The sequence below is a fragment of the Amycolatopsis sp. NPDC043887 genome (assembly GCF_056435665.1).
Genome location: NZ_JBWKEB010000017.1, coordinates 127,157 through 153,349 on the forward strand (window position 1 = coordinate 127,157; position 26,193 = coordinate 153,349).

The 26,193-nt window shown below is 68.4% G+C and carries 20 protein-coding genes; 10 read left to right on the plus strand and 10 right to left on the minus strand.

What is annotated here, in order from left to right; translation table 11 throughout:
• The first annotated feature begins 64 nt into the window (after nt 1-64).
• The gene (locus tag AC069H_RS35275) at nt 65-1,672 is read left to right on the plus strand and encodes a GMC oxidoreductase (protein WP_478235214.1); all 1,608 of its coding nucleotides are present in this window, start codon (nt 65-67) and stop codon (nt 1,670-1,672) included.
• Nucleotide 1,673: 1 nt separating this feature from the next.
• Here AC069H_RS35275 and AC069H_RS35280 read toward each other — a convergent pair whose 3' ends face one another.
• Nucleotides 1,674-2,279, minus strand: coding sequence for a dTDP-4-dehydrorhamnose 3,5-epimerase family protein (locus tag AC069H_RS35280; RefSeq protein WP_478235215.1), 606 nt, complete (start codon nt 2,277-2,279; stop codon nt 1,674-1,676).
• A gap of 386 nt (nt 2,280-2,665) precedes the next feature.
• Between AC069H_RS35280 and AC069H_RS35285 the strand changes: the two genes are divergently transcribed.
• Nucleotides 2,666-3,841: an NAD(P)-dependent malic enzyme gene (locus tag AC069H_RS35285; RefSeq protein ID WP_478235216.1), complete on the plus strand. Its 1,176-nt coding sequence runs from the start codon at nt 2,666-2,668 to the stop codon at nt 3,839-3,841.
• Between the two features lie 462 nt (nt 3,842-4,303).
• On the opposite strand, the gene AC069H_RS35290 is transcribed toward AC069H_RS35285, so the two are convergent.
• Together AC069H_RS35290 and AC069H_RS35295 are read right to left on the minus strand one after the other, a co-directional pair.
• On the minus strand, nt 4,304-4,456 hold the full coding sequence (locus AC069H_RS35290) for a hypothetical protein (protein ID WP_478235217.1): 153 nt from the start codon (nt 4,454-4,456) through the stop codon (nt 4,304-4,306).
• A gap of 241 nt (nt 4,457-4,697) precedes the next feature.
• A complete protein-coding gene (locus AC069H_RS35295; protein ID WP_478235218.1) occupies nt 4,698-6,101 on the minus strand; it encodes a bis-aminopropyl spermidine synthase family protein in 1,404 nt (467 codons plus the stop codon).
• Between the two features lie 183 nt (nt 6,102-6,284).
• Here AC069H_RS35295 and AC069H_RS35300 point away from each other — a divergent pair, with 183 nt between their 5' ends.
• From AC069H_RS35300 to AC069H_RS35315, 4 genes are read left to right on the plus strand one after another with little or no spacing between them, the layout of a single operon-like run.
• The gene (locus AC069H_RS35300; protein WP_478235219.1) at nt 6,285-7,373 is read left to right on the plus strand and encodes an ABC transporter ATP-binding protein; all 1,089 of its coding nucleotides are present in this window, start codon (nt 6,285-6,287) and stop codon (nt 7,371-7,373) included.
• The gene (locus AC069H_RS35305) at nt 7,373-8,056 is read left to right on the plus strand and encodes an ABC transporter permease (protein ID WP_340687187.1); all 684 of its coding nucleotides are present in this window, start codon (nt 7,373-7,375) and stop codon (nt 8,054-8,056) included. Before AC069H_RS35300 ends, AC069H_RS35305 begins: the two co-directional genes overlap by 1 nt.
• Nucleotides 8,053-8,742 carry an ABC transporter permease gene (locus AC069H_RS35310; RefSeq protein WP_478235220.1) on the plus strand — a complete coding sequence of 230 codons (690 nt, stop codon included), beginning with the start codon at nt 8,053-8,055 and terminating at the stop codon, nt 8,740-8,742. Before AC069H_RS35305 ends, AC069H_RS35310 begins: the two co-directional genes overlap by 4 nt.
• Entirely contained in the window at nt 8,739-9,638 is a 900-nt protein-coding gene (locus AC069H_RS35315) for an ABC transporter substrate-binding protein (protein WP_478226329.1), read from the plus strand. The genes AC069H_RS35310 and AC069H_RS35315 overlap by 4 nt, the downstream gene beginning before the upstream one ends.
• A gap of 77 nt (nt 9,639-9,715) precedes the next feature.
• On the opposite strand, the gene AC069H_RS35320 is transcribed toward AC069H_RS35315, so the two are convergent.
• The gene (locus tag AC069H_RS35320) at nt 9,716-10,231 is read right to left on the minus strand and encodes a GNAT family N-acetyltransferase (protein ID WP_478235221.1); all 516 of its coding nucleotides are present in this window, start codon (nt 10,229-10,231) and stop codon (nt 9,716-9,718) included.
• Between the two features lie 393 nt (nt 10,232-10,624).
• Here AC069H_RS35320 and AC069H_RS35325 point away from each other — a divergent pair, with 393 nt between their 5' ends.
• Both AC069H_RS35325 and AC069H_RS35330 read left to right on the plus strand, forming a co-directional pair.
• On the plus strand, nt 10,625-12,190 hold the full coding sequence (locus tag AC069H_RS35325; RefSeq protein ID WP_478226331.1) for a S8 family peptidase: 1,566 nt from the start codon (nt 10,625-10,627) through the stop codon (nt 12,188-12,190).
• 132 nt (nt 12,191-12,322) lie between these two features.
• A complete protein-coding gene (locus AC069H_RS35330; protein ID WP_340687192.1) occupies nt 12,323-13,039 on the plus strand; it encodes a hypothetical protein in 717 nt (238 codons plus the stop codon).
• Here the strand turns inward: AC069H_RS35330 and AC069H_RS35335 are convergent.
• Both AC069H_RS35335 and AC069H_RS35340 read right to left on the minus strand, forming a co-directional pair.
• Nucleotides 13,036-13,824 (minus strand): SMP-30/gluconolactonase/LRE family protein, encoded by a 789-nt coding sequence (locus tag AC069H_RS35335; protein WP_478235222.1) that lies wholly within the window; start codon nt 13,822-13,824, stop codon nt 13,036-13,038. The two genes, AC069H_RS35330 and AC069H_RS35335, sit on opposite strands and share 4 nt — an antisense overlap.
• Before the next feature lie 126 nt (nt 13,825-13,950).
• Nucleotides 13,951-17,679, minus strand: coding sequence for a multifunctional oxoglutarate decarboxylase/oxoglutarate dehydrogenase thiamine pyrophosphate-binding subunit/dihydrolipoyllysine-residue succinyltransferase subunit (locus AC069H_RS35340; protein ID WP_478226334.1), 3,729 nt, complete (start codon nt 17,677-17,679; stop codon nt 13,951-13,953).
• 361 nt (nt 17,680-18,040) lie between these two features.
• Here AC069H_RS35340 and AC069H_RS35345 point away from each other — a divergent pair, with 361 nt between their 5' ends.
• Nucleotides 18,041-18,307: a hypothetical protein gene (locus AC069H_RS35345; RefSeq protein ID WP_478235223.1), complete on the plus strand. Its 267-nt coding sequence runs from the start codon at nt 18,041-18,043 to the stop codon at nt 18,305-18,307.
• Here the strand turns inward: AC069H_RS35345 and AC069H_RS35350 are convergent.
• Nucleotides 18,304-18,873 carry a DUF4291 domain-containing protein gene (locus tag AC069H_RS35350; RefSeq protein WP_478235224.1) on the minus strand — a complete coding sequence of 190 codons (570 nt, stop codon included), beginning with the start codon at nt 18,871-18,873 and terminating at the stop codon, nt 18,304-18,306. The two genes, AC069H_RS35345 and AC069H_RS35350, sit on opposite strands and share 4 nt — an antisense overlap.
• Before the next feature lie 75 nt (nt 18,874-18,948).
• Here AC069H_RS35350 and AC069H_RS35355 point away from each other — a divergent pair, with 75 nt between their 5' ends.
• A complete protein-coding gene (locus AC069H_RS35355) occupies nt 18,949-19,260 on the plus strand; it encodes a hypothetical protein (protein WP_478226337.1) in 312 nt (103 codons plus the stop codon).
• A 472-nt stretch (nt 19,261-19,732) separates the two neighbouring features.
• Here AC069H_RS35355 and AC069H_RS35360 read toward each other — a convergent pair whose 3' ends face one another.
• The 3 genes from AC069H_RS35360 to AC069H_RS35370 all read right to left on the minus strand — a co-directional run bounded on the left by AC069H_RS35360 (nt 19,733) and on the right by AC069H_RS35370 (nt 25,628).
• A complete protein-coding gene (locus AC069H_RS35360; RefSeq protein WP_478235225.1) occupies nt 19,733-23,455 on the minus strand; it encodes an ABC transporter ATP-binding protein in 3,723 nt (1,240 codons plus the stop codon).
• 125 nt (nt 23,456-23,580) lie between these two features.
• The gene (locus AC069H_RS35365; protein WP_478226339.1) at nt 23,581-24,465 is read right to left on the minus strand and encodes an ABC-2 transporter permease; all 885 of its coding nucleotides are present in this window, start codon (nt 24,463-24,465) and stop codon (nt 23,581-23,583) included.
• Nucleotides 24,465-25,628 (minus strand): ABC transporter ATP-binding protein, encoded by a 1,164-nt coding sequence (locus AC069H_RS35370; protein WP_478235226.1) that lies wholly within the window; start codon nt 25,626-25,628, stop codon nt 24,465-24,467. Before AC069H_RS35370 ends, AC069H_RS35365 begins: the two co-directional genes overlap by 1 nt.
• Nucleotides 25,629-26,193 lie beyond the last annotated feature (565 nt).

The following is a 26,193-nucleotide window of genomic DNA, read 5'->3' on the forward strand; positions in this document are numbered from 1 at the left end:
CTGACGCGAATCCGCTTCGGATTCGCCCTTGAAGACGGCTCGAACAGCGGGCGATCATCGGCCCATGTCCCCACTGTCGCGCCGCGGGTTCCTCGGGTTCACCGCGCTCAACTCCGCCGCCGCTCTCGGGCTCACCACGATTTCCACCGCACAGGCCGGAGAATCGTCGCCGGGCTTCTCGACGGCCGTGATCGTCGGCACCGGGTACGGCGCCGCGGTGACCGCGCTCCGGCTCGGCGAAGCCGGGATTCCCACGGTCATGCTCGAAATGGGCAAACTGTGGGCCGACCCCGGTCCCGACGGCAAGGTCTTCTGCGACATGCTCCGGCCGGACCGGCGGGCCGCGTGGTTCAAGAACCGCACGCAGGCCCCGCTCGCGTCGTTTCTCTGGATGGACCTGGCGAACCGGGACATCAAGCGGTACCCCGGTGTGCTCGACAGGGTGGACCACGGCGACATGTCCGTCTACGTCGGACGTGGCGTCGGCGGCGGTTCGCTGGTCAACGGCGCGATGGCCGTGACGCCGAAGCGGTCGTACTTCGAGGAGATCCTGCCCGGCGTCGACGCGGACGAGATGTACGGGAAGTACTTTCCCCTGGCCAACCGGGCCCTCGGCGTGAACCATATCGACCCGCACTGGTTCGAAACCTGCCGTTCCTACCGCTACGCGAGGGTTTCCCGGAAGGCCGCGACGCGGGCAGGCCTCAAGACGGTGTTCGTGCCCAGCGTCTACGACTTCGAGTACATGAAGCGGGAAGAAGCGGGCACGGTGCCGAGGTCGGCCCTCGCGTCCGAGGTCATCTACGGCAACAACCACGGCAAACGTTCCCTCGACAAGACCTATCTCGCGGCCGCGCTGGGCACCGGGAACGTGACCATCAAGACACTGCACCAGGTCCGGGGGATCACCCGGCAGAGCGACGGCACGTACGTCCTCACCGTGCACGAAACCGCCGAGGACGGCGCGGTCGTCGCGAGGACACAACTCGGCGCGAAGTACCTGTTCCTCGGCGCCGGCAGCCTCGGTTCGACGGAACTGCTCGTGCGGGCACGGGAAACCGGCACGCTGCCCGGACTGAACGACGAGGTCGGCCGCGGCTGGGGTACCAACGGCAACGTGATGCTGGGCCGCGCCAACCACGCGTGGGATCTCGGCGGATCGCTGCAGTCGGGGATGCCCGCGCTCGGCATCGACGCGTGGGACGACCCGGTGAACCCGGTCTTCGCCGAGGTCGCGCCGGTGCCTGCCGGGGTCGAGACCTGGCTGAGCCTCTACCTGGCGATCACGAAGAACCCCGAACGCGGCCACTTCACCTACGACGCCGCCACCGACTCCGTGCGGCTGCGCTGGAACGCCGCGCAGGGGAAGCCGTCGATCGACGCGGCGAAGTCGTTGTTCGACAAGGTCAACCGGGCGAATCGCACGATCTACCGCAGTGACCTGTTCGGGGATACGCGGTCGTTCGAGAACCGGTTCACCTATCACCCGCTGGGCGGATTGGTGCTGGGTGAGGCCACCGACCTGTACGGCCGGGTGAAGGGCTATCGGAATCTCTACGTCACCGATGGGTCGCTGATCCCGGGCAGTACCGGCGTGAACCCCTTCGTGACGATCACCGCGCTGGCGGAACGGAACGTCGAACGGGTGCTGGGCGAGGACGTGGCGCGCTAGCTCAGTTCTCGGCCCGCAACTTTTCGTAGTAGGCCACGCAATCTTCGTACCGAGGAAGCACTCCCTGCTCCAAGGCCTCCTTCAGATAGGGCGCCGTGGTGTCCTTTTCGGACACCACGGGTTCGATCTCCTGGGGCCAGGGGAGCGCGAGATCCGCGTCCATCGGGTTGACGCCGTGCTCGCCCACCGGGTTGTACGGCTCGGAGCAGAAGTACGTCATGACCGTGTCTTCTTCGAGTGCCATGAAGGCATGGCCGAGGCCTTCGGGGATGTAGACCGCTTTGTACTCGGTGCTGTCGAGCAGCACGGAGGCCGATTCGCCGAAGGTGGGCGAGCCGACCCGGAGGTCCACGATGATGTCGAGCAGCGCACCTCGCGGGCAGTACACGTATTTCGCCTGCCCTGGCGGGGTGTCCGCGAAGTGCACGCCGCGGATCGCGCCGCGCCGGGAGACGCTGGTGTTGGCCTGGCCAAGGCGAAAGCGGTGCCCGACCGCGTCGGCGAACGCCTGTTCCTGGTACGGCGCCACGAACAGACCGCGGTGATCGGGGAAAACCCGCGGGGTGAACTCGAAACAGTCGGGGATGCTGAGGCGCCTGGCTTGCATGACCCCAATGCTAACCAGGGCTGAGGCCGCCTTCCCAAACCGGATGGACGTCTTGCGAAACATCTCTTGAGCTGCGGAAAGCCGGGCCGGTTTGTGACATCAACCGCACCAGAGGGGCACACTGGTCCGCACGCCTGTCACAATGATCTGACCGCTGCGTCCGCGGCCGTCGCCACACCCACGGCACCGATGGCCGATTGGACGCTTCGCCGACAGGCCGGCGCTACCGCGCTGGGCTGCCGTGTCGGAGGACGAGTTACCCCAGGTGGCCGGGCCATGCCCAGTTTGGCCTGCTCACCGGCCAGTTCCCCCGCTCGCAGTCCCAGGAGAATCCCATGACCTTCGCTCGAATCGAGACTTCGCCGTCCTTAGACACGGCGGAAGCAATGACGGGAACCACGATGACCACGCCAGTGACGGACACCGAGATCTTCGAGGGTCACGAGGGCGGCAAGCTCTCCGTGGCCGCGACGCGCCCGATCTCCTCGCCCCGTGACCTTTCGGTCGCGTACACGCCTGGCGTGGCGAAGGTGAGCCGCGCGATCGCCGAGGACGCGGCCAAGGCGAAGCGGTACACGTGGGCGGACAGGCTGGTCGTGGTGGTCAGTGACGGTACGGCGGTGCTCGGCCTCGGTGACATCGGCGCGAGCGCCTCGCTGCCGGTCATGGAGGGCAAGTCGGTCCTGTTCAAGACCTTCGGCGGGCTCGACTCGATCCCGCTGGTGCTCGACACCACCGACGTCGACGAGATCATCGAGACCCTGGTCCGGCTGCGCCCGTCGTTCGGCGCGGTGAACCTGGAGGACATCTCGGCGCCGCGCTGCTTCGAGCTGGAGGACCGGCTCAAGGAGGCCCTCGACTGCCCGGTCATGCACGACGACCAGCACGGCACGGCGATCGTCACGCTGGCCGCGCTGCGCGGGGCGAACCAGGTCCTCGGCAACGACATCTCCGGCCAGCGCGTGGTCGTCTCGGGAGCGGGCGCGGCGGGTGTGGCCTGCGCCAGGATCCTGCAGAACGCCGGCGTCGCGGACGTCACCGTGCTCGACTCGCGCGGCATCATCCACGAGGGTCGCGAAGGCCTGAACCCGATCAAGCAGAAGCTCGCCGAGACCACGAACACGGCCGGTCTGCGCGGCGGCCTCGGCGAGGCGCTGAAGGGCGCCGACGTCTTCCTCGGCCTGTCCGGGGCGACCATCGACGAGACCCTGCTGGCCGGGATGGCCGACGACGCGATCGTGTTCGCGCTGTCCAATCCCGACCCGGAGGTCCACCCGGTCGTGGCGTCGCGGTACGCCAAGATCGTGGCGACCGGGCGCAGCGACTTCCCGAACCAGATCAACAACGTGCTGGCGTTCCCCGGCGTCTTCCGCGGCGCGCTGGACTCCGGCGCGCGGGCGATCACGGAGAACATGAAGCTGGCCGCGGCCGAAGCGATCTTCGCCGTGGCGCAGGACGACCTCGGCCCGGACCGGATCGTCCCGAGCCCGCTGGACCCGCGTGTCGCGCCCGAGGTGGCCGCCGCGGTCGCGAAGGCCGCCGAGGCCGACGGCGTGGTGTGACGGTCCCTTTCACGCTCGCTCAAGCGCCATGAAAGGCCCCTTCATTGCCAAATTCGCAATGAAGGGGCCTTTCATGGCGTGTGGGGGTTGCGCACGTCAGCCGGTAGGGATGGACAGATCGGCGCCGGGGACGAGGACGGAACCGGACAGCTGTGAGTCGGGCGAGTAGATCGTGCAGAAGACGGTGCGCACGCCGTTTCCCAGCTCTCGCGTCCAGGCCCCAGGTAGCTCAGCTCGGCGTGGACACCTGACGCCTCGAGTCGCGGACGGTCCACGTTCTTGGCCATGATCCGCTGGCACTGAACCACGGCCTCCGCTCGCAGCTTTTCGGCACCGGGCCAGGAGGTGTCCGCCGGAGTGAAGGCCCCGATCGCTTCGGCGGCGTGCGCGCTCCCGCACGAAGTGAGTTCGACGGCGGCGAAAGTGCCTTTGACCGCGGGTTGATCGAAGCATCGCCCGACTTCAGGTGCGTGCGTCGGCGTGTCCTGCCGGCGGGGTCGCGCAACTCACGCTCGGCGGGCTCGCGGTGTAGCGGTCCGGGTCCCCCATGGTGTTCCCGAGCAGCGCGACCCAGCCGATGGCCCAGAACGTGGCGGCCGCGAGGCCGCCGATCACCAGGCCCCCGGCCCTGCTGTTTCCCCGGGCCGGTCTGGGTGAGGGCGATGATGCCCAGGATGATCGCGGGGAGCAGCGGCAGGCAGCCGGCCAGGCCCAGTACGAGCGTGGCGATCGCCACGCCGCTGGTCGAACCTGTACGGCTGTGCGATCGGCGTTCCGTGGCCTTGAGGTCCGTGCATGGGACCGAACCTGGAAAGACCGCAAGAAGTTCCGATGACACAACGGCCGGAAGCGCGGCTCAGCCGAGCAGCTCGGCCAGCCGGTGCCGCGGCAGGTCGATCAGCCGCGCGTCCGTCAGGTCCGGCGGCACGTCGAGCGAGACGTTCGCGAGCCGTGCGTGCGCCCGGGTCAGCAGTTCTTCCTGGTGGTCGACGGCGTCCGCGACGACGATGGCGTGCCGGTTGTCCGGGGTGCTCCGCAACAGCCGCAGCTTGTACTTCGCGCCGATCAGCCGGTTCAGCGCGGCCTGCGCCTCGGCGTTCGTCAGGTCGGGATGCGAGTTCGGGACCAGCAGCGCCAGCCTTCGCGCGTTGGTGCCCAGCAGGGTCCGTAGCAGCCACGGGCCGGGGTCGGCCGAAAGGTCCATCGCGACCGCGTCGCCCTCCGGGCCGGAGCCGGACCAGTCGACCGGACGCGACTCGAGCGCCAGCCCGCCTTCGGTGGCGATCTCGTGCAGCTTGTCCAGCAGTGACGGCTTGGCCGCACCGGCGGATTCCACCGACTGCGGGCCGTGCGTGTAGATCGCCGCCTTCCCCTTGCCGCCGCGGTTCTTCTTCGACTTCGCGGTCGGCTGGCAGACGTAGAGGTCCGCCGCGCTCCCGATCGCCTGCGCGCCGAAGTACCGGTTGAAGTCCGGCAGGATCGCCTCGAAGGTCAGCCCGAGCGTCGCGAGCGCCCGCTGCACCTGCGAGCCCAGCGCGGGATGGCGCGGGCTGTAACCGTAGGCGAGCAGCAGTCGTCCGTCCGAGGGTTCGGTGAGCGCCTGCACCCCGCGTGCCGCGAACAACCCCATTCCTTCGGGGGTGTAAGGCGGATCACTGAACACGAGATCCATCCGCCCGGTCACCGAGGGTGGGAGGCCGACGCGCAGATCCGTGTGCAGGGTGCGGATGGACCGCTCGCCGAGTTCGTCGATGTAGGCGAGAACACGATCGTCGAGGTCGACGACGGTGAGGTCCGCGTCGGGCCGCAACGCGCGCACGGCCAGTGAAGTGAGGTCGTGGTCGCCGAGGAACAGCAGCTTCGCCGTGCCGAGGTCGTACCGCTCGTCCAGCCACAACGCCCGGTTCAGCACCGTTTCCGGCGTCGCCTGCACGTGGTCCAGCGCGGCCAGCGGTGCGGGCACGTTCTCGACGTAGCTGGTGATGGTCTTCAGCAGGTCGGGGTCGGATTTCCGGTCCCGTGCCTCGAAGCGCGCGTACTTCTCGCGCGCGGCGGGGGTCAGCCGGAAGCGGGCCTCGTTCCGCTCGAGGTCGTCGCCGAGCGCGTTCAGGACGTCTTCGACACTCCGGCGTGGCGCGGTGCTGATCCGGACCAGTTCGCCGAGGTCACGCCAATCCGTCCGGAGCAGGGAAATCACCTGATGGAGCGGTCGCACGTGGACACCGTGCGCCGCGAGGACGTCATCGACGGAGGAACTCACGCCACGCAGCCTAGGCCGTGTCCTGTGCGGCACGCTCGCGGTCTCCACGCCCAGGCTGCCCCTGGATCACGGAGCCCATCGAGCGTGCCGCACAGGACACGGCCGGTGACCCGCCCCCTGGGACACCGTGCCAACAGGGCCGATCTGGGCTACGGTTTTTCGACCAGACATGGGGAGAGACACGTGACTATCGAGTTCCGTGGCGTGACCAAGCGGTATCCGGACGGGACGGTCGCGGTCGACGACCTGAACCTCACCGTGGAGGACGGCACCATCACCGTCTTCGTCGGGCCGTCCGGCTGCGGCAAGACCACGTCGCTGCGGATGATCAACCGGATGGTGGAGCCGACTTCGGGCACGGTGCTGCTCGACGGCAAGGATGTCAGCGACGGCGACCCGGCGTTGCTGCGCCGCGGCATCGGCTACGTCATCCAGCACGCCGGCCTCTTTCCACACAGGACGGTGCTGGACAACGTCGCCACCGTGCCGCTGCTGTCCGGCTGGGACAAGGGCAAGGCACGCAAGCGCGCGGCCGAGCTGCTCGAAACCGTCGGCCTGCCCGCGGAGCTCGGGAAGCGGTACCCCGCACAGCTTTCCGGTGGCCAGCAGCAGCGCGTCGGCGTCGCCAGGGCGCTCGCGGCGGATTCGCCGGTGCTGCTGATGGACGAGCCGTTCTCCGCCGTCGACCCGATCGTCCGCGAGGAACTGCAGGACGAGTTGCTGCGTCTTCAATCGCAGCTGGGGAAGACGATCGTCTTCGTCACCCACGACATCGACGAGGCCGTGCGGCTGGGCGACAAGATCGCGGTGCTCCGCGTCGGCGGGGTGCTCGCGCAGTACGGCACGCCTTCGGACGTGTTGCGTCATCCCGTCGACGACTTCGTCGCGTCCTTCGTGGGCAAGGATCGCGGCTACCGCGGGCTGTCCTTCCTGTCGGCGGACGGGATCGTCGTCGAAGAGGTCAAGCGGGTCGAGGTCGGCAAGCCCGCCCCCGGGCCGTCCGACGACTGGCAGGTCGCGGTCAACGCCGAGGGCCAGCCTCGCGGCTGGCTGCGTCCTGGGTCCACTGTGGACGGTGAGCTCGCGGAGACCGATCTCGTCGCGGGCGGATCCCTGTACGTCCAGGGTGCGCCGATCCGGGGCGCGCTCGACGCCGCGCTTTCGTCGCCCGCGAGCCTCGGTGTCGTGGTCGACGCCGACCAGAAGGTCCTCGGCGTGGTCAGAGCCCAGCAAGTCCTCGAGGTGATCGAAGCGCCGTCGCTGAGTTCCTGATGGGGGACTTCTTCGCGGAGCTCGGCCGCTACCTGGGCAGCGCCAACAACCGGTCGCAGTTCTTCGGCGACCTGCTCGACCACATCTATCTTTCGCTGGTCCCGCTGGCGCTGGGCCTGGTGATCGCGGTGCTGGCGGGTTGGCTCGGCCATCGCTACCGGGCCGTGTGCAACGTACTGCTCGTGGTGTCGAACCTGCTGTACACGATCCCGTCACTCGCCCTGTTCGTGGTGATCCCGGGCATCATCGGTTCGAAGATCCTCGACAGCGTCAACGTCATCGTCGCGCTCACCGTCTACACCGCCGCCCTGCTCGTGCGCCCGGTGCTGGACGCGCTCGACGCCGTCCCGCCGCACGTCGTCGCCGCGGCCACGGCGATCGGCTACAAACCCGCGCGCCGCTTCCTCGCCGTCGAGCTGCCGCTTTCGGTGCCGGTGCTCGCGGCGGGCGTCCGGGTGGCTTCGGTCAGCAACATCAGCCTGGTCAGTGTCGGCGCGCTGATCGGCACAGGCGGGCTCGGCGTGTTGTTCACCGACGGTTTCCAGCGCGAGTACTTCTCGCCGATCGTCGTCGGGATCGTCGCGACCCTGCTGCTCGCGCTGATCGTGGACCTGGTGCTGGTCCAGCTCCGCAATCTCCTCACACCCTGGGACCGGGTGGCGACCAAGGCGGGGGCGAAATGATCGGCGACGTCCTGAACTGGTTCGGCGACCCGGCCCACTGGCAGGGCGCGGACGGCGTCCCGGCCCGGCTGTCGCAGCATCTCGGCTACACGGCGCTGGCACTGGTCTTCGCCCTGTTCATCGCGATCCCGCTCGGGCTCTACGTGGGGCACACGGGCCGCGGCGCGGTGCTGCTGGTGAGTGGCGGCAACGCGATCCGCGCGTTGCCGACGCTGGGGCTGGTGACCTTCCTGTTCCTGCTCTTCACCGAAAGCGAGCTCTCGACGATCATCGGGCTCGTGGTACTCGCCATCCCGCCGATCCTCGCCGGGACGTACGCGGGTCTCCAGGCGACCGACCACGGCGTGGTCGACGCGGCGCAGGGCATCGGAATGACCGGCTGGCAACGGTTGTGGAAGGTCGAGGTGCCCATCTCGCTGCCGCTGGTGCTCGGCGGGGTGCGGAACTCGGTGCTGCAACTGGTGGCGACGGCCGCCGTGGCCGCCTACGTCGGGCTCGGCGGGCTCGGCCGGTTCCTGCTCGACGGACTGGCCATTTTGGACTATCCGCAGGTGGTCGCGGGCGCGGTGCTGACGACGTTGCTCGCGGTCGTGCTCGACCTCGCGCTGGCGGGTGTCCAGCGAGTGCTGGTGCCCAAGGGAGTTCGGCTGGCGCAGGCCGCGAGCGGGAAGAAGGCGAAGGCATGAGGCGGAGGGTGGCGGCTCTGTTCGCCGGTATCGCTTTGCTCGCTGCGGGCTGTGGCAACCCGCTCGCCGGAGGCGCCGAGGGCGGGGCGACCGGCGACATCATCATCGGCGCGTCCGACGTCGGGGAAAGCCTTCTGCTGGCCCAGATCTACGCGGGCGCGCTGCGCAACGCGGGCGCCGAGAACGTGACCGTGCGCCCGCCCGTCGGCAGCCGCGAGGTCGTCGTCAAGGCCCTGCAGGACAAATCGCTTTCGGTGGTGCCGGACTACAGTGGCAACCTGTTGCGCTACTTCGACAAGGACACGCAGGCGACCACACCGCGGGACGTCTACGCGCAGCTGAAACAGAAGCTGCCTTCCGGGTTCGAGGTCCTCGAACAAGCGCCCGCGGAGGACAAGGATCTGCTGGTGGTGCGCAAGGAACTCGCCGATTCCGGGATCCGGACGTTCTCCGATCTGGGCAAGCGGTGCGGGGAATTCGTGTTCGGCGGTCCCGGCCAGTGGAGCAGCCGCTGGAAGGACAAGATCAAGGCGCTCTACGGCTGCGAGTTCGCCGAGATCCGCACGACCGACACCGGCGGCCCGGTCACGGTCGCCGCGCTGAAGTCGGGTGACATCCAGGTCGCGGATCTGTTCAGCACGTCGTCGTCGATCGCCGCGAACGGGTTCGTCCCGCTGGTGGACGACAAGAACATGTTCCCCGCGCAGAACATCGTGCCGCTTGTCGCGAAGGGGACGTTGTCGCCGAAGGAGGTCGACGCGTTGAACCGGGTTTCGGCGGTGCTCACGACCGACGAGCTGACCGAGTTGAACGTCCAGTTCAGCGAGGAGAAGCGCAACCCGCTCGACGTCGCCGAGGAGTTCCTGCGCCGGAACAACCTCCTCGCGCCCGCCTGACCCCATGCATTTCGTCCTCTGAACGCGGTCCTTGCGTGTGCAACTACCGCATTCAGAGGACTAAACGCGGAGGACGGCTAGAGGCGGTCGAAGGCGGGTGAGTAGCGGAACTCGCCCTGGAGACCGGGCGTGTACGCGCGCAGGGTGCGGACCTGGAAGTGCGGCGCCCATTCCGCGACCGGCGGCGTGATCCCGTGCCGCGCGGCGAGCACGAAGCCGAAGCGGGAGTAGTAGTTCGGGTCGCCCAGCAGGACCACGGCGCCGTAACCGAGCGCGTCCGCCGCGCCGAGCACGGCGTGCACGAGCGCGGAGCCGACGCCGGAAGCGTGATGCTGGGGCAGGACTCCGAGCGGGCCGAGACCGACCGTGGACTTCTCGTCGGAGCCGAGCTTGGCCGGGCTGCAGCAGACGTGCCCGACGACCTCCCCGTCGCGTTCGGCCACGATGGACAGTGCGCCGATCAGGTCACCGTCCTCCCGCAGTTCGTCGACGAGTTTCGCCTCGACCACCGGGACACTGAGTTTCTCGAACGCGGCCAGATGGACGGCGTGGATCGCCTCGCGGTCGGCCGGGGTTTCCTGTCGGAGCAGCATGCGCCCGAGTGTGCTCCATCCGAAGGTAGGATGGAAATCGTTTTCCGCGCCGCGAGGTCGCGACTTTAGTAGGCGGCCATCCGTGTGTACTTCCACGGCGTTGAAACGGCCGAGGGGACGGAAAACGACCACCAGATGTGCGGATCCCCAATTCTTCGTGGGCCGTACGGCGGTAAAACGCGACTAAAGGCGGGGGCTGAACGGTGCCCGAGCTGCGTCGACGCGACGTCCAATACTACCGGGATGTCCGTAATGCAAGGTCTTCCTTGGGGTGAAACCGCGACTTAGTCTCAGCCTGCGCTCCTAAGTGGAACGCGCTTCACCTCTGAGTCACCCCAACGATCCGGCGGGCTTCGTCATGCCCGTGGGTCGACCCTGCCTGGGAGGAATATCTTGAACAATTCCCTGGGAACCTTGAAGAGACGACTGCCCGCCTTCGGTGTGGCCGCGGCCGTCGCCGTGCTGACGGCGCTGGGCGGCACCACCGTCGCGTCGGCGGCCGAGGGTTCGATCGTCAACGCGGGTAGCGACAAGGCGATCAAGGACAGCTACATCGTCGTGCTGAAGGACGGCTCGTCGGTCGAAGCCACCGCGAAGAGCGTGACCCAGCGCCACGGCGGCACGGTCGAGAAGACCTTCGCGTCTTCGGTCCGTGGTTTCTCCGGTGCGCTGACCGAAAAGCAGGCGAAGCGCGTCGCCGCCGACCCCGCCGTCGCGTACGTGGAGCAGAACCAGACCGTCTCGATCTCGGCGGACCAGCTGAACCCGCCGTCGTGGGGCCTGGACCGGGTCGATCAGCAGAGCCTTCCGCTCAACCAGAAGTACAGCTACAGCACCACGGCGTCGAACGTCACCGCGTACGTCATCGACACCGGCATCCTCACCACGCACCCGGACTTCGGCGGGCGCGCGACCCATGGCCGTGACACGGTCGACAACGACAACAACGCCACGGACTGCCAGGGCCACGGCACCCACGTCGCCGGCACCATCGGCGGTACCGCGCACGGTCTGGCCAAGGGTGTCAAGCTCGTCGCCGTCCGCGTGCTGAACTGCTCCGGTTCCGGGACGACCGCCGGCGTCATCGCCGGTGTCGACTGGGTGACCGCGAACGCCGTCAAGCCCGCCGTCGCGAACATGAGCCTCGGTGGTGGCGCTTCGACGACCCTCGACCAGGCCGTCCAGCGGTCGATCGCGGCAGGCATCACCTACGGTCTCGCGGCCGGTAACGACACCGGTGCCAACGCCTGCAACACCTCGCCCGCCCGCACGCCGGAAGCGATCACCGTCGGCTCCACGACGAACACGGACGCGCGGTCGAGCTTCTCCAACATCGGCACCTGCCTCGACATCTTCGCGCCGGGCAGCGGCATCACGTCGACGTGGCTGAACAACGGCACCAACACCATCAGCGGTACCTCGATGGCGACCCCGCACGTCGTGGGCGCGGCGGCCCTGTACGCCTCCGCCAACCCGACGGCCACGCCGAAGCAGGTCCGTGACGCGCTGGTCGCCAACGGCACCAAGGACAAGGTGACCAACCCGGGCACCGGGTCGCCGAACGTGCTGCTCTACACCGGCGCCGGCGGTGGCCCCGACCCCGAGCCGACCCCCTGTGGCACGCAGACCAACAGCGGCGTCGTCGCCATCCCCGACGCCGGTGCCGCGGTGACCAGCACGATCACCGTCGCGAACTGCGCCCGCAACGCCTCGGCCACCACCAAGGTCGCGGTGAACATCACGCACACCTACGTCGGTGACCTCGTCATCGACCTGGTCGCGCCGGACGGCAGCTCCTACCGCCTGAAGGGTTCGAGCAACGACTCGTCCGACAACATCAACACCACCTACACCGCCAACGTCTCGAGCGAGGCCGCGAACGGTGCCTGGAAGCTGAAGGTCCAGGACGTCTACCGGATCGACACCGGCACGCTCAACAGCTGGTCGCTGACCGTCTGATCCACCCCTGGAGTACGTGAAGGCCCCCTTCCTCCTGCTGGGAAGGGGGCCTTCCCGTCTCCGGAGAGTGATTCGGCGCCCAGTTGCGGCGTTCGTCCACTAAGGACCTTCGCGAGGCTTTAACCTCTCCGCATGCAGCCCGGACCGCCCTATCAGCAGGGACCTCAGCAGCCGTATCCGCCGCAGGGATATCCGGGGTATCCGCCGCCCGGATACGGCCCGCCGCCCAAGAAGTCGAACACCGGGCTCATCGTCGGCCTCGTCATCGGCGCGGTCGTGCTGCTCGGCGGTGGCGGGGTCGCGGCCTTCCTGCTGCTGTCCGACTCCGGTTCGTCGTCGACCGCGGCGCCGACGTCGTCCAAGAAGACCGGTCCGCCGGACAAATACTCCAAGCTGCCCACCTGCCAGAAGATCGGGACCGGGGTGAGGAACCTGCCGCCGCTCGAAACCCCGAAGGGCGAGGAGCCGGCGAGCACCTCGAACAACGACATCATCTACACCGCGTCGTCGTGTTCCTGGCGCGAATACGGGGCTCCGTCGGCTTCGGTGACCATGTACCTGGCGAAGTCGAAGGAACCGGGCACCGGTGCCGGCGAGGACTGGGCCAAGGCGGGCTACGACAATGCCATGCGGGACGGCGGCGAAGTAATCCCCACCCTCGCCAAGGCGACGAAGGCCGGTTACAACGACATCCGGTCCGATGGGCAGTGCTCGATCAAGCTCTACCAAGGCAACGTCGAAGCGCAGATCATCGTGAGCGGCGCCGACCCGTCCAAACCGCTCGACCAGACGCTGTGCAAGGAGAACGCCTTGAAGGTCGCGAAGGCGACCTCCGAGGCGATCGGTTAGCCGATTTCGGTGACCTGGACCTGCCCGGTCGGCCCGTCGCCGAACGGGTTCTCCCAGCCGTGCCACTCCGCGGCGAGGACGTAGAGCGAACGCCCGTCCTCGCCGCCGAGCGTGCAGGAGAAACAGCCTCGGTCGGCTTCGACCTTCTGAAGCACTTCGCCTCCTTCGCGGACGCGGACGCAGTGCTTGCCCGCCACGTCCGCGTACCAGACGGCGCCGTCGGCATCGAGGCAGATGCCGTCCGGGTGGTCGCCGCCGAGCTCTGCCCATACCCGCCTGCCGGACAGCGAGCCGTCCTCGGCGATGTCGAACGCGGTGAGCCTGCTGCCGTACGACTCGGCGACGATCAGCGTCGCGTCGTCGGGCGTGACGGCCATGCCGTTGCCGAACAGGATGCCGTCGGCGACCTGGCGCATCTCGCCGTCGGGGGTGACGACGGCGATGGCGCCCGGCGCCTGGAAGTCGTTCATCCCGTTGACGAAGGCGTTGCCGCGGCCGTCGACCACGACCTCGTTCCAGAGGGAGGCGACCGGGCTCAGATCCGCGTAGGTGCTCAGGTCCGCGTTGAGCAGGCGAGCGTTCGGGCCGTCGACGATGAGAAGGCGGCCGTCGGGGAGCCAGTCGAAGGTGATCGGCATCGCGGTCGGCACGTTCGCGATCAGTTCGCTCTCACCGCCGGGCGTGACGGCGAGGATCTGACCGCCGCCCCAGTTCGCCAGCCAGAGGCGGCCGTCGTGCCAGCGGGCGGATTCGGGGAGCTTGAGGCCGTCGAGCAGGGTCTTCATGGTGTCTCCTTCGGTCGTTTGCCCACTACACGAACGGGCCTCACCGTTTTCGACACCTCAACGCCGTGAAGGCCTCCTTCCCTACCTTGAGAGTAGGGAAGGAGGCCTTCACGGACTTCTAGGCGATCAGTCGAAGGCCCGCGCGATCAGCGCCTTCTGCTCGACCTCGTGCACCTTGGACGAACCGGCCGACGGCGCCGCCATCGGACGACGCGACACGACGTCCAGGCTGGAGAACACCTCCGGGAGTTTCCGCGGCAGGTTCAGGCCGAAGAACGGCCACGCACCCTGGTTCTCCGGCTCCTCCTGGACCCAGACCGCGGGAGCGCCGTTGTAGCGCTCGAGCGCCGCCAGCAGCTTCTTCTTCGGCAGCGGGTAGTACTGCTCGACCCGCACGATCGCGATGTCGTTCGCCTCGCGCTTGGCGCGCTCGGCCACCAGCTCCCAGTACAGCTTGCCGGAGGTCAGCAGGACCTTGCGCACCTTCGACGGGTCGACGTCGGCGTCGTCGATGACCGACATGAACTTCGACTGGCCGGTGAAGTCCTCGACCGCCGAGGTCGCCGCCTTGTTGCGCAGCATCGACTTGGGGGTGAAGACCACCAGCGGCCGGTTGACCCCGTCGAGGGCGTGACGGCGGAGCAGGTGGAAGTAGTTCGCCGGCGTGGACGGCACCGAGACGGTCATCGAGCCTTCGGCGCACAGCGAGAGGAAGCGCTCGATACGGCCGGAGGTGTGGTCCGGGCCCTGGCCTTCGTGGCCGTGCGGCAGCAGCAGCACGACGTCGGAGAGCTGGCCCCACTTGGCCTCGCCGGAGGAGATGTACTCGTCGATGACGGTCTGCGCCCCGTTGACGAAGTCACCGAACTGCGCTTCCCACATGACCAGCGCTTCGGAGTTGGCCACGGAGTAGCCGTATTCGAAGCCGACCGCCGCGTACTCGGACAGCGCCGAGTCGTAGATCATCACGCGGCCCTGGCCGTCGGCCAGGTTCTGCAGCGGCGAGTACTCCTGGCCGGTCTTGCGGTCGATCAGCACCGAGTGGCGCTGGGTGAAGGTGCCGCGGCGGGAGTCCTGGCCGGACAGCCGCACCAGGCGGCCTTCCATGGCCAGCGAACCGAAGGCGAGCAGCTCACCGAACGCCCAGTCGATGCCGCCCTCACGGGACATCTTGTGGCGGCGTTCCATGACCGGCTTGACCCGCGGGTGCGGGGTGAAGCCCTCGGGCACGTTGAGGAACGCGTCGCCGATGTGCTCGATGACCTCGGTGGTGGTCGCCGTGGGCACCTTCGCCGGGACCTGCTGCTCCTCCTCGACCGAGGGGCTGGCCTTCGCCGGGTGCTTCTCCAGCTCGCGGACCTCGTTGAACACGTGCTCCAGCTGGCTGGAGAAGTCGCGCAACGCGGCTTCGGCCTCTTCGACGGAGATGTCGCCGCGGCCGATCAGCGATTCGGTGTAGGTCTTCCGGACCGAACGCTTCGTGTCGATGATGTCGTACATCGCCGGCTGCGTCATCGAGGGGTCGTCGCCCTCGTTGTGGCCGCGGCGGCGGTAGCAGATCAGGTCGATCACGACGTCCTTGTGGAACGCCTGGCGGTAGTCGACGGCCAGCTTGGCCACCCAGTGCGCGGCCTCGGGGTCGTCGCCGTTCACGTGGAAGATCGGCGAGCCGATCATCTTGGCGACGTCGGTGGCGTACTGGCTCGAACGAGAGTGCTCGGGCGCGGTGGTGAAGCCGACCTGGTTGTTGACGATGACGTGCACGGTGCCGCCGGTGCGGTACCCGCGCAGCAGCGCGAGGTTCAGCGTCTCGGCCACGACACCCTGGCCCGCGAAGGCCGCGTCGCCGTGCATCAGGACAGGCAACACAGTGAAGCCCCCTGTGTCACTGTCACCCTTGTCGAGGATGTCCTGCTTCGCGCGGACGATGCCCTCGAGGACCGGGTCGACGGTCTCCAGGTGCGACGGGTTCGCGGTCAGCGACACCTTGGTCTCGCCGTCGCCGAACATGCGGAAGTACTTGCCCTCGGCGCCGAGGTGGTACTTCACGTCACCGGAACCGTGCGCCTGGCCCGGGTCGAGGTTGCCCTCGAACTCCTGGAAGATCTGCGCGATCGGCTTGCCGACGATGTTCGCGAGCACGTTCAGGCGGCCGCGGTGCGGCATGCCGATGACGACCTCGTCGAGTTCGTGCTCGGCGGCCTTGTCCAGCAGCGTGTCGAGCAGCGGGATCGCCGTCTCGCCGCCTTCGAGGGAGAACCGCTTCTGGCCGACGTACTTGGTCTGCAGGAAGGTCTCGAACGCCTCGGCGGCGTTGAGCTTCGAGAGCACGTACTTCTGGACGGCGGGGTCCGGCTTCTCGTGCGGGATCTCGACGCGGTCCTGGATCCAGCGGCGCTCCTCGGGGTCGAGGATGTGCGTGTACTCGATGCCGACGGTGCGGCAGTACGAGTTGCGCAGCACGCCGAGGATGTCGCGCAGCTTCATCCGCTCCTGGCCGGCGAAGCCGCCGACCGGGAACTCGCGGTCCAGGTCCCACAGGGTCAGGCCATGGGAGAGGACGTCGAGGTCGGCGTGGCTGCGCTGCCGGTAGTTCAGCGGGTCGGTGTCGGCCATCAGGTGACCGCGCATGCGGAAGGCGTCGATCAGCTCGATGACGCGCGCGGTCTTGTCGACCGGGCCGTCCGGGATGTCGGCGACCCAGCGGATCGGCTCGTAGGGCAGGCGCAGGCTGGTGAAGACGTCGTCGTAGAAGCCGTCTTCGCCGAGCAGCAGCTCGTGGATGCGCTTGAGGAACTCGCCCGACTCCGCGCCCTGGATGATGCGGTGGTCGTAGGTCGAGGTCAGCGTCATGATCTTGGAGACGCCGAGGTCGACCAGGGCCTTCTCGCTGGTGCCCTCGAAGTGCGCCGGGTACTGCATGGCGCCGACGCCGATGATCGCGCCCTGGCCCGCCTGCAGGCGCGGCACCGAGTGGTTGGTGCCGATGCCGCCGGGGTTGGTCAGCGAGATCGTGGTGCCGGCGAAGTCGTCGGCGGTCAGCTTGCCGTTGCGGGCCTTCTTGACGATCTCCTCGTAGGCCTGCCAGAACTGCATGAAGGTCATGTTCTCGGTGGCCTTGATGGAGGCCACGACGAGCGTGCGGGCGCCTTCCTTGCCCTTCATGTCGATCGCGAGACCGAAGTTCACGTGCTCCGGCGTGACCGCGAACGGCTTCCCGTCGATCAGCTGGTAGTGCCGGTTCATGTTCGGGAAGTTCTTCAGCGCGCGGACCATCGCGTACCCGATGAGGTGCGTGAAGGAGATCTTGCCGCCGCGCGTGCGCTTGAGGTGGTTGTTGATGACGATGCGGTTGTCGGCCATCAGCTTCGCCGGGACCGCGCGCACACTCGTGGCCGTCGGCACGGACAGCGAGGCGTCCATGTTCTTCGCGATCGCCGCCGCGGCGCCGCGGAGCTGCTTCGACTCCGGCTCGGCGTCCTTCTCGGCGGGGGCCTTCTCAGCCGCCTTGGGCGCGGCCTTGGGCGCCGCCGCCTTCGCCTCGGTCTTCGGGGCCGTCTTCGGCGCAGCCTTCGCCGGGGCGGTCTGCTTCGCGGTGGACTCGGCGTTGCGGACCGTTTGCGGCGTCGGCTTGGCGGCCTGGCCGTTGGTGTCCGGGCTCCCCTTCGCGGTCTCCGCAGAGGTCTGACGTGCGTCGTCAGCCTTCGCCTGCGCGTCCTGCGTTGGCTTGAAGTCCGCGAAGAAGTCGTGCCAGGCGGCATCGACTGAGCTGGGGTCGGCAAGGAACTGGTCGTACATTTCCTCGACGACCCACTCGTTGGGGCCGAATTGTGACGCAGGGCTGCTGCTGGACACGGCTTGGACTCGCCTCTATCCGTCTCGAGATCTTGAACACCGCTGATGCGCCTACCAGGCTAACCCCCTCGGTCGCGGCCGTGTGATGGAACTGGCCTGTGTGAGGCGTGGCGCACTAGGTGATGGGTCACTGTCTCGATCAAGAGACCGAAAATAGGCCCCGTCCGCGTCCTGCGGGGGAGCAAGGGACCTTTGCTCTCGTTTTCACCGTCCGTGCTGGTCAGGTCACTGTCCCGTCGGTAAAGGTTGGCTGGGACGTCGTGCCCGGACAGCCTGGAGTTCACGTCAGGGGGTTTCCCTGGGTGGAGGATGCGGCCGGTGTCGTGCCGGCCGCCGATCGCCCGCGAGGTGGTGGCAGCCGATGTGGCTGGACGAGTGCCCGTCGTTCTGGGACGAGGGGCGTGTGCGCCCGCTGGTCACCGAGTCCGGCAAGGTCGTGCTGATGTGCGACTCGTGCTCGGCGGTCTGGCCGACGCTCGCCGACTTCAAGGAGATGGAGCACGTCGAGCCCGACGAGCCGGACTGGACGGTGACGGCCGGGGTGCATGTCCGGCCGGGGACCGTCCGCTGGGCTTCGGCTCAGGACCTCGAGGTCGCCGGGATGAGCGGCCTCGAGTGGCGGCCTTAGCCGGGGTACGGACGCTCCGCGGGTAGCAGCGCTTCGGCGTCTTCGATGCGGTTCGCCGCGACCAGGGCGCCGACCTCGCGCATGACCGGGGTGACGTCGGTGACCGCCGTGATCCATTTGTCGACATAGCGATCGACGGCTTCGCCGCTCAGGCCCATCTGGAGCGAACGGTGCTTCAGGGCACCGAGCCGGATGCTGCGTTCCGGATCCCACTGGATACGGACCGGGCTGGCCCTGACCTCGTCCTGCCACGTCTTCAGGTCGGGGTGGACGTCGGGGTCGAAGTGGCTGAGCGCCGCGTGTTCGAGCGCCCACGCGAAACCCTCGCGGGTGATGTCGAGGGCGAGTACGCGCTCTTGGCCGGGCTTCGCGGCCCAGCCGCAGCGGTACGCCATCCAGAGGAAGGACGGCTTGATCCAGGTCATGCGTTCGCGTTTGAACGGCGGCACGAAAGTGCCCGCCTCCAGTGCGGCGTCGGCGATGGCCGGCGAGTACGCCTGATAGACGCGGATGGTGGTCTCGGTGTGCACGGCGCGGATCTGCCGCGCCGGGATCTCTTCGTTCATTTCCCGTGCAGCGTGGCAGACGCCGGTGTCGGCGCGCGACCGAAATTCCCTTGCCCGTCGGGTCATGCTGAACGCATGGCATTGCTGCGCAAGGGTTCGCGACGGATCGTGGTCGACGAGACCGCTTATCGGTGGATCGTCCGGCGGAAGCCCACCTACGCACAGGACGGCGGATATTTCCTTTCGTACGGGGTGGAATTGGAGGACGCGCGGGGTGCCGTTCTGGTGGTCCGGACGGACCACGCGCATCCGGTGAACTACATGGGGGTGCCGTCGAAGGCCGTGCTGCCTTCGGATGTCGAACGGGCGATCCGGCTGGCGCTGGCGCGAGGGTGGGAGCCGTCGGCTCCGGGGGCGCAATTCCAGCTGGATCTCTCCGCCGCGTGAACGGCGTTTCGGGCTGGAACCCGAATTGCCGCTCGCGACACCCTCCGCCGGATCCGCGTTCCTGGTGAGCGGGGCGGATGTCGTGAATGGTAAGGACGGTTCTAGCCGTCCTTACCACTCACGAGGGGACCTGGGCCAGCCTGAACGTGCCGTTGCCGGCGTTCTGGTGTCCGTGAAGGCCTCCTTCCCTACCTTGAGTGTAGGGAAGGAGGCCTTCACGGACCCGCGATCGACCGGTAGTCACCTCCGGTAGGTACGCAAGACACCGTTGGCTCTAACCGTCCTTACCACTCACGAGGCCCAGAACCGGCGATGTCACGTGACTGACCGGACGACACACGTGATCCGGTGGACGACACGCGTGACTGGACGGACGACACGATCGCGGCCGGGGTTCCGCCACGAGTCGTCCGCCCGATCACGTGTGTCGGCCATCCAGTCACGCGAAACCGCCACCACTCACGAAAGCTGGTCAGCCCAAGGACCAAAGGCGCGCGTAGTGACCGTCCGCCGCGAGCAGTTCCGCGTGCGTGCCCTGTTCGATGATCCGGCCGTGGTCCAGCACCACGATCCGGTCCGCCTTGGCGGCGGTGGCGAGGCGGTGCGCGACCACGAAGGTCGTGCGGCGGCGCGCGAGCTGCTCCGTCGCGCGCAGGACGGCGGCTTCGGTGGACGGGTCGAGGGCCGCGGTCGCCTCGTCGAGCAGGAGGACGTCCGGATCCACGAGTTCGGCGCGGGCGAGGGCGACGAGTTGCCGTTGTCCCGCCGAAAGAGACCGTCCGCGTTCGCCGACGGGCTGATGGAAACCGGCAGGGAGCGCGGCGACGCCGTCGAGCGCGCCGACCGACCGTACCGCTTCCTCGACCTCCGCGTCCGTCGCGGAAGGCCTGCCGTAGCGGACATTGTCCGCCACAGTTCCCGAGAACAGATGCGCTTCCTGCGGTACCACGCCCATCCTGGTGCGCAGTGCGGCCAGGTCGTACTCGCGGATGTCCGTGCCGTCGATCCGGACCACGCCGCCTGTCGCGTCGTAGAAGCGCGCGACGAGCTTCACCGCCGTCGACTTCCCGGCGCCAGTCGCACCGACCAGGGCGACTGTCTCCCCGGGCGCGACCTCCAGTGTCAGTTCCTTCAGCGCGGGCTCATCCGTTGCGGTGTAAGCGAAATCGACGTCCTTGAAGGAGACTTCACCACGCAGCCGCTCCGGGACCGGGACCGGGTTTTCCGCCGCCGGAACGGAGGTCGGCGTGCGCAGCAGATCGCCGATGCGCGTCAGGCCGACCCGCGCCTGCTGGTAGCCGTCGAACACCGAGGACAGCTGCTGGATCGGCGAGAAGAACTGACCCAGGTACAACAGGAACGCCACCAGCACACCGGCCGACAGCGTGCCCGCCGCCACCCGGTTCGCGCCGACGATCAGCACGACCACCTCGGCCAGTCCGGAAAGCATTGCAGCGAAAGGAAAGTACGTCGCGACATAGCGCTGGGCCCGCAGCCGTGAACGCCGGTACTCGTCGCTGCGTGAAGCGAACTTCTCCGCCGTCCGCTCCTCGCGGGTGTACGCCTGCGCGACCCGCAGCCCGTTCACGTTCTCCTGCATGTCCGCGTTGACGACACTGACCCGTTCCCGGGCTTCGGTGTACGCCTTGGACGACGCCCGGCGGAAGATCACCGTCGCCACGATGAGGATCGGCAGCACCGCGAGCGCGTACGCCGCCAGCCCGATGTCGGTGATCATCAGCGCCGCCGCGATCCCGACCAGTGTCAGCGCGCTCACCACGGCCTGCGCGACGCCGGTCTGCAGGAACGTCGAGAGCGCGTCGACGTCGGTCGTCATCCGGGTCATGATCTTCCCGGACAGTTCGCGTTCGTAGAAGTCGAGCCCGAGCCGTTGCAGATGGGCGTAACTGCGGACGCGCAGCGAATACAGCACCGTCTCGCCGACCCGCGCGGTCATCCTGGTCTGGAGGTAGACCACCAGCCAGTCCGTGAGGATCACCAGCGCGCCGATGACGGCGGCCAGCCAGATCACCGCCTCCGCCCCGGCGCGCACCCCGTTGTCGATGCCGTGCTGGTAGAGCGCGGGCATCGCGATGGTGGCCAGCGCGTCCGCCGCGACCAGCCCGATCACCACGGCCAGCGGGCCGCGTACCGGTTTCAGCAGCCGGCCGAGGCGGAACTTCGGTTCGGGCGCGGTGACATCGGTGCCCGGCAGGCGCGGGACGTCGGTGGCGGGTGGCAGTTTCCGGACGCCTTCGACGAGTTCGGGGCTGGGCGGCAGGTCGACGTCCCATTCGCCGCCGGTGCCCTTCCGCTCACCCGGCAGCTCGTCGGCCTTGTCCTGCTCCGGCCACAGCGCCGGGGTGATTCCCGAGGGGCCGCAGTCCAGGCCTTCGCAGCGATGTGGCTCCTCGACGTCGTCACCCGGGCCCGCGACGAGTTCGCGGAACAGCGGACAGCGCGCGAGCAGCTCCTCCTCGGTGCCGACGTCGACGACGCGGCCCTTGTCGAGCACGGCGATCCGGTCGGCGAGGGCGAGGGTGGAGCGGCGGTGCGCGATCAGCAGTGTCGTCCGGCTCGCGGTGACCGACCGCAGCGTGTCGTGGATCGCGGCCTCGGTGACCGTGTCGATGGCGGAGGTCGCGTCGTCGAGGACCAGCACGCGCGGATCGGTCATCAGCGCCCTGGCGAGGCCGAGCCGCTGTCGCTGGCCGCCCGAAAGCGTGAGGCCGCGCTCGCCGACGAGGGTGTCGTAGCCGTCGGGGAGGCGCTGGATGAACTCGTCCGCCTCCGCCGCCCGCGCGGCCGCGCGGATCTCCTCGTCGCTCGCGTCCGGCCTGCCGTAGGCGATGTTGTCTCGTACCGACGAGGAGAAGAGGAACGCCTCCTCGAAGACCACGCCGATGACGCTGCGCAGTTCTCGCCGCCGGACCTCGCGGACGTCGAGGTCGCCGACCTGGACCGAGCCGCTGTGCACGTCGTAGAACCGGGGGAGCAGCAAGGAGATCGTCGACTTGCCGGAACCGGCCGTGCCGACCAGCGCGAGCGTCTCGCCCGGCCGGGCCTCCAGGGTGAGACCGTCGAGGACGGGATCCGACCGCGTGTAGCCGAAGGAGACGTCCTCCAGCCGGACGCCGAGCGGTCCTTCGGGCAGCGGCCGCGCGTCCGGACTGTCGACTACGTCCGGCTGCGCGTCGATCAGTTCGTTGACCCGTTCCGCGCCCGCCCTGGTCAGCTGGGCCTGCACGACGAGGCTCGAGATCATCCGTGCCGGGCCGATCAGGATGGACAGATAGGTCGCGAACGCCAGGAAGGTGCCGAGGCTGACTTCACCCTTCAACGCGAGGATGCCGCCGACCGCCAGTACCGCGACCTGACCCGCCGCGGGGAGCGCGGCCGTCGTGGCCGTCGGCAACGACGAGAGCCGGGCCGCGCGCATGCGTTCCGCGAAGAGCTTCTTCGCCGTCTTCTCCAGCTTCGCGACTTCGCGCGCCTCCTGGCCGAAGCCCTTCACGACGCGTACGCCGGTGACGGTCTCCTCGACCTGCTGCGCGACGTCGGCCGCGCGCTGCTGGGCCGCCCACGTCGCCGGGAAGAGCCGCTTCCGGCTCACCGCCATGATGATCGCGATCGCGGGGGCGACCACCATCGCGATCAGGGTCAGCGTCGGCGACATCCACAGCATCGCGCCGAGCGACAGCAGCGCGAAGATCACCGAACCCGCCGAAAGCGGCACCTGCATCAGGACCGACGTGACCAGCTGCAGATCCGAGATCGCGCGGGAGGCGACCTGGCCGGTGCGCAGCGCGTCCTGTTTGCCGCCGTCGAGCCGGGAGACCGCGTTGAACACCTGGCGGCGCAGATCATGCTGGACATCGAGGGCCAGCCGCCCGCCGACGTACCGGCGGGCGAAGGCGTTGCCGAAGGTCAGCACCTGCAGCACCGCCATCACCGCGGCGAGCAGGCCGAGCCGGGAGGTGTCGCCCGCGACGGCGTCGTCCAGCGCCTCGCGGATCAGCAGCGGACCGGCGGCCTGCAGCCCGACGCCGATGATCGCCGCGCCCAGCGAGAGCACGACGAGCCAAGGATGTTTCCAGCACGAAGCGGCCAGGCGGCGGATCCAGCCTCCGGTGGGCGCGGGGGCGGTCTCACGAGCCGGACTGGCTTGACGCGGACGAGGTGGAGCAGTGGTCACCCCGCAAGCCTATGCGTCCGCACCGACAGGACCGGCCGGTTCGCGCAGGGCCGAACGCGATGAAAGGCCCCTTCATCGCGAATTTTGCAATGAAGGGGCCTTTCATGGCGCTTGTGGACGGTGACCTACGTGATGTCCTTCTTCTGGTTCACGGCCCAGCCGGCCAGGAAGAAGATCATCGTCCAGCCGAAGAAGATCAGCGCCGAGGCCCACCACGAGAACGCGCCGGGCGCACCGGCCGCGTACTGCAGCGCCCACGCGGTCTCGTCCTGCAGGCCGGGCACCTTCACGCCGGCGGCGCCGAACGCCTCGGCGCCGATGGCGCCCACGATGCCGTTGACCGTGCCGTTCGGCAGGACCCCGCCCAGCCACGTGATGTCGGCGGCGCCGAACATGACGAACACCAGGACGTTCTCGACCACCAGCATCCAGATGGTCAGCGTGATGATGCTGCCGACCACGCTGCGCCAGACCGCGCCGACCCCGATGCCGAACAAGGTCGCCAGGATCGTCGCGAGGACACCCGCGCCGAGCACGCCCAGCCACTGGCCCGCCGTCGGCAGGCGCGCGCTGTCGACCGTGATCACGGTGCCGAGGCTCGCCGCGCCCACGATGATCACACCGTAGATCGCACCCCAGGCGATGTAGGTGATCATCTTCGCGCTCAACGCCGAAACCCGGTTCGGGGCGGTGAGGAACGTCGTGGTGATCGTCTTCTTCGTGTACTCGCCGGCGAGGGCGAAGACACCGAAGATGATCGGGATCATCGTGCCGATGTTGATGCCGTGCCCGAGGGCGAGCAGGCCGACGGGCAGTTCGCCGGTCGAGATGCCGAGCGCCTCGGTCAGCTCACGGGTGTCGGAGCGGCCGAGGAAGTCGCTGAAGTCGTTGGTGACCATGCCCCAGAACAGGGCGAACGCGAAAGCGAAGACCACCGCGGGGATCATCAGCGCCCACCACGCCTTGAGCGTGAGCGTCTTGCGGAACTCCGCCTTGATCAGGTTGCCCATCAGCCCTGGCCTCCCCAGCCCTCGTCCTGGCCCTGCTGCTGCGCCTGCTGCTGAGGCGGCGCCTGCTGGTACTGCGGTTGCTGCGGCGGCTGGCCCTGCTGCTGGAACTGCTGCGGCGGCGCGAAACCGGGCGGCGGCGTGTTCTGCGGCGCGTAGCCGGGAGGCGGCCCCTGATAACCGGGCGGCGGGCCCTGATATCCCGGAGGCGGACCCTGGTAGCCCGGCGGCGGGCCCTGCTGGAAACCGGGCGGCGGCGCGGCGTACTGACCCTGCGTCAGCTGGAAGAACATCCGCTCCAGATCCGCCGTCTCCTCCTGCATGCCGTAGACCGCGATGCTCGCCTTGGCCGAGATGTCACCGATCTGCTGCACCGTCGCGCCGGACACCGCGACCCGGCCGTCCGGCATCGGCGAGACCTGCGTGATCCCAGCCTCCTGCAACGCGGCGACGAGGCCGTTCGCGTCGGCGGACTGCACCAGCACCCGGGACTGGTTGCTCTTGCGCAACTGGTCCAGCGAGCCGTTGTAGCGCGTCATGCCCTGGCTGATGATCACGACCTGGTCGATCGTCTGCTCCACCTCGTTCAGAAGGTGGCTCGAGACCAGCACCGTGCGCCCCTCACGCGCGTACGCGCGCAGGAAGTTCCGAAGCCACAGGATGCCTTCGGGATCGAGCCCGTTCGTCGGCTCGTCCAGCACCAGCACCTGCGGATTCCCCAGCAACGCCGTCGCCAGCGCCAGCCGCTGCCGCATACCGAGCGAGAACCCGCCCGCCTTGCGGTCCGCCGCCGACGAAAGACCCACCAGCCCCAGGACCTCGTCCACCCGCTGATCCGGCATCCCGATCGCCGCCGAGTACACGCGCAGGTGATTCCGCGCCGTGCGTCCCGGGTGGAAACCCTCGTTCTCCAGCACCGAACCGACGACCCGCGCCGGATTCCCCAGCTGGTCGTGCGGGCGCCCGTTGATGGTCGCCGTGCCGTTCGTGGGCGTCACCAGCCCGAGCAGCATCCTCAGCGTCGTGGTCTTCCCGGCCCCGTTGGGCCCCAGGAAGCCGGTCACCGAACCCGGCTCCACCGTGAAGCTCAGATTCTGGACCGCGTTGACCGCACCGAACTGCTTGCTCAGGTTCTGCACCGCGATGCGGCCACTGCCGTCGTGCATACCGTCCCCTTTTGTTGACGAAGGCCGATCACGCGACATCCTGCCTCACGGGGTGAGTCCGCACCCGAGGAAGGGGTCAATCCGCCGAAAGCGACCTTCGTCACGTTCGGCACGGTGACGACTCGGTCCTCCGGCGCACCCGCCGCTGCGCCGAATGGCCGCTGACTACCGGTTATGCGCCGTCGAGCATGGAAAATCACCGACCATGAAGAGGGTCGGTGAACAAATAATTCGGAAGACATGGCAACCCCATGCAGCGCGACGGCGACTTATTGCCTACGATGGAGGAGGCGGCCCGCTCCCAGTGACCCCCAGGCTGGTCGAGCGGGCCGCCCTCAGCCCCTTTGCCCCACTTCGGTCGACGCTGGCGCGTCTTCCCGAAGGTGGGGCTTCGTCGTATCACCCGGGGGGCCGAGCCCCCGGACCCCCGCGGTGCGGTCGGCGGCGGTTGGCGGGTGGGTCGGCCTAGGTGTAGTGACCTGAGAGGTTGGGAACGCGGCTGGCGGGTGGGTGGCCGCCGAGTGCGGTGTGGCCGCGGTGGTGATTGTAGGCGTGGAGCCATGGG

Excerpts from the sequence above, each read along its gene's own strand:
- AC069H_RS35350 (WP_478235224.1), bottom strand. The coding sequence starts at position 18,873 with ATGAACGAAGAGATCCCGGCGCGGCAGATCCGCGCCGTGCACACCGAG.
- AC069H_RS35275 (WP_478235214.1), top strand. The coding sequence starts at position 65 with ATGTCCCCACTGTCGCGCCGCGGGTTCCTCGGGTTCACCGCGCTCAAC.
- AC069H_RS35355 (WP_478226337.1), top strand. The coding sequence starts at position 18,949 with ATGGCATTGCTGCGCAAGGGTTCGCGACGGATCGTGGTCGACGAGACC.
- AC069H_RS35330 (WP_340687192.1), top strand. The coding sequence starts at position 12,323 with ATGCAGCCCGGACCGCCCTATCAGCAGGGACCTCAGCAGCCGTATCCG.
- AC069H_RS35345 (WP_478235223.1), top strand. The coding sequence starts at position 18,041 with ATGTGGCTGGACGAGTGCCCGTCGTTCTGGGACGAGGGGCGTGTGCGC.
- AC069H_RS35280 (WP_478235215.1), bottom strand. The coding sequence starts at position 2,279 with ATGCAAGCCAGGCGCCTCAGCATCCCCGACTGTTTCGAGTTCACCCCG.
- AC069H_RS35335 (WP_478235222.1), bottom strand. The coding sequence starts at position 13,824 with ATGAAGACCCTGCTCGACGGCCTCAAGCTCCCCGAATCCGCCCGCTGG.
- AC069H_RS35315 (WP_478226329.1), top strand. The coding sequence starts at position 8,739 with ATGAGGCGGAGGGTGGCGGCTCTGTTCGCCGGTATCGCTTTGCTCGCT.
- AC069H_RS35320 (WP_478235221.1), bottom strand. The coding sequence starts at position 10,231 with ATGCTGCTCCGACAGGAAACCCCGGCCGACCGCGAGGCGATCCACGCC.
- AC069H_RS35285 (WP_478235216.1), top strand. The coding sequence starts at position 2,666 with ATGACGGGAACCACGATGACCACGCCAGTGACGGACACCGAGATCTTC.
- AC069H_RS35370 (WP_478235226.1), bottom strand. The coding sequence starts at position 25,628 with ATGCACGACGGCAGTGGCCGCATCGCGGTGCAGAACCTGAGCAAGCAG.
- AC069H_RS35305 (WP_340687187.1), top strand. The coding sequence starts at position 7,373 with ATGGGGGACTTCTTCGCGGAGCTCGGCCGCTACCTGGGCAGCGCCAAC.
- AC069H_RS35310 (WP_478235220.1), top strand. The coding sequence starts at position 8,053 with ATGATCGGCGACGTCCTGAACTGGTTCGGCGACCCGGCCCACTGGCAG.
- AC069H_RS35365 (WP_478226339.1), bottom strand. The coding sequence starts at position 24,465 with ATGGGCAACCTGATCAAGGCGGAGTTCCGCAAGACGCTCACGCTCAAG.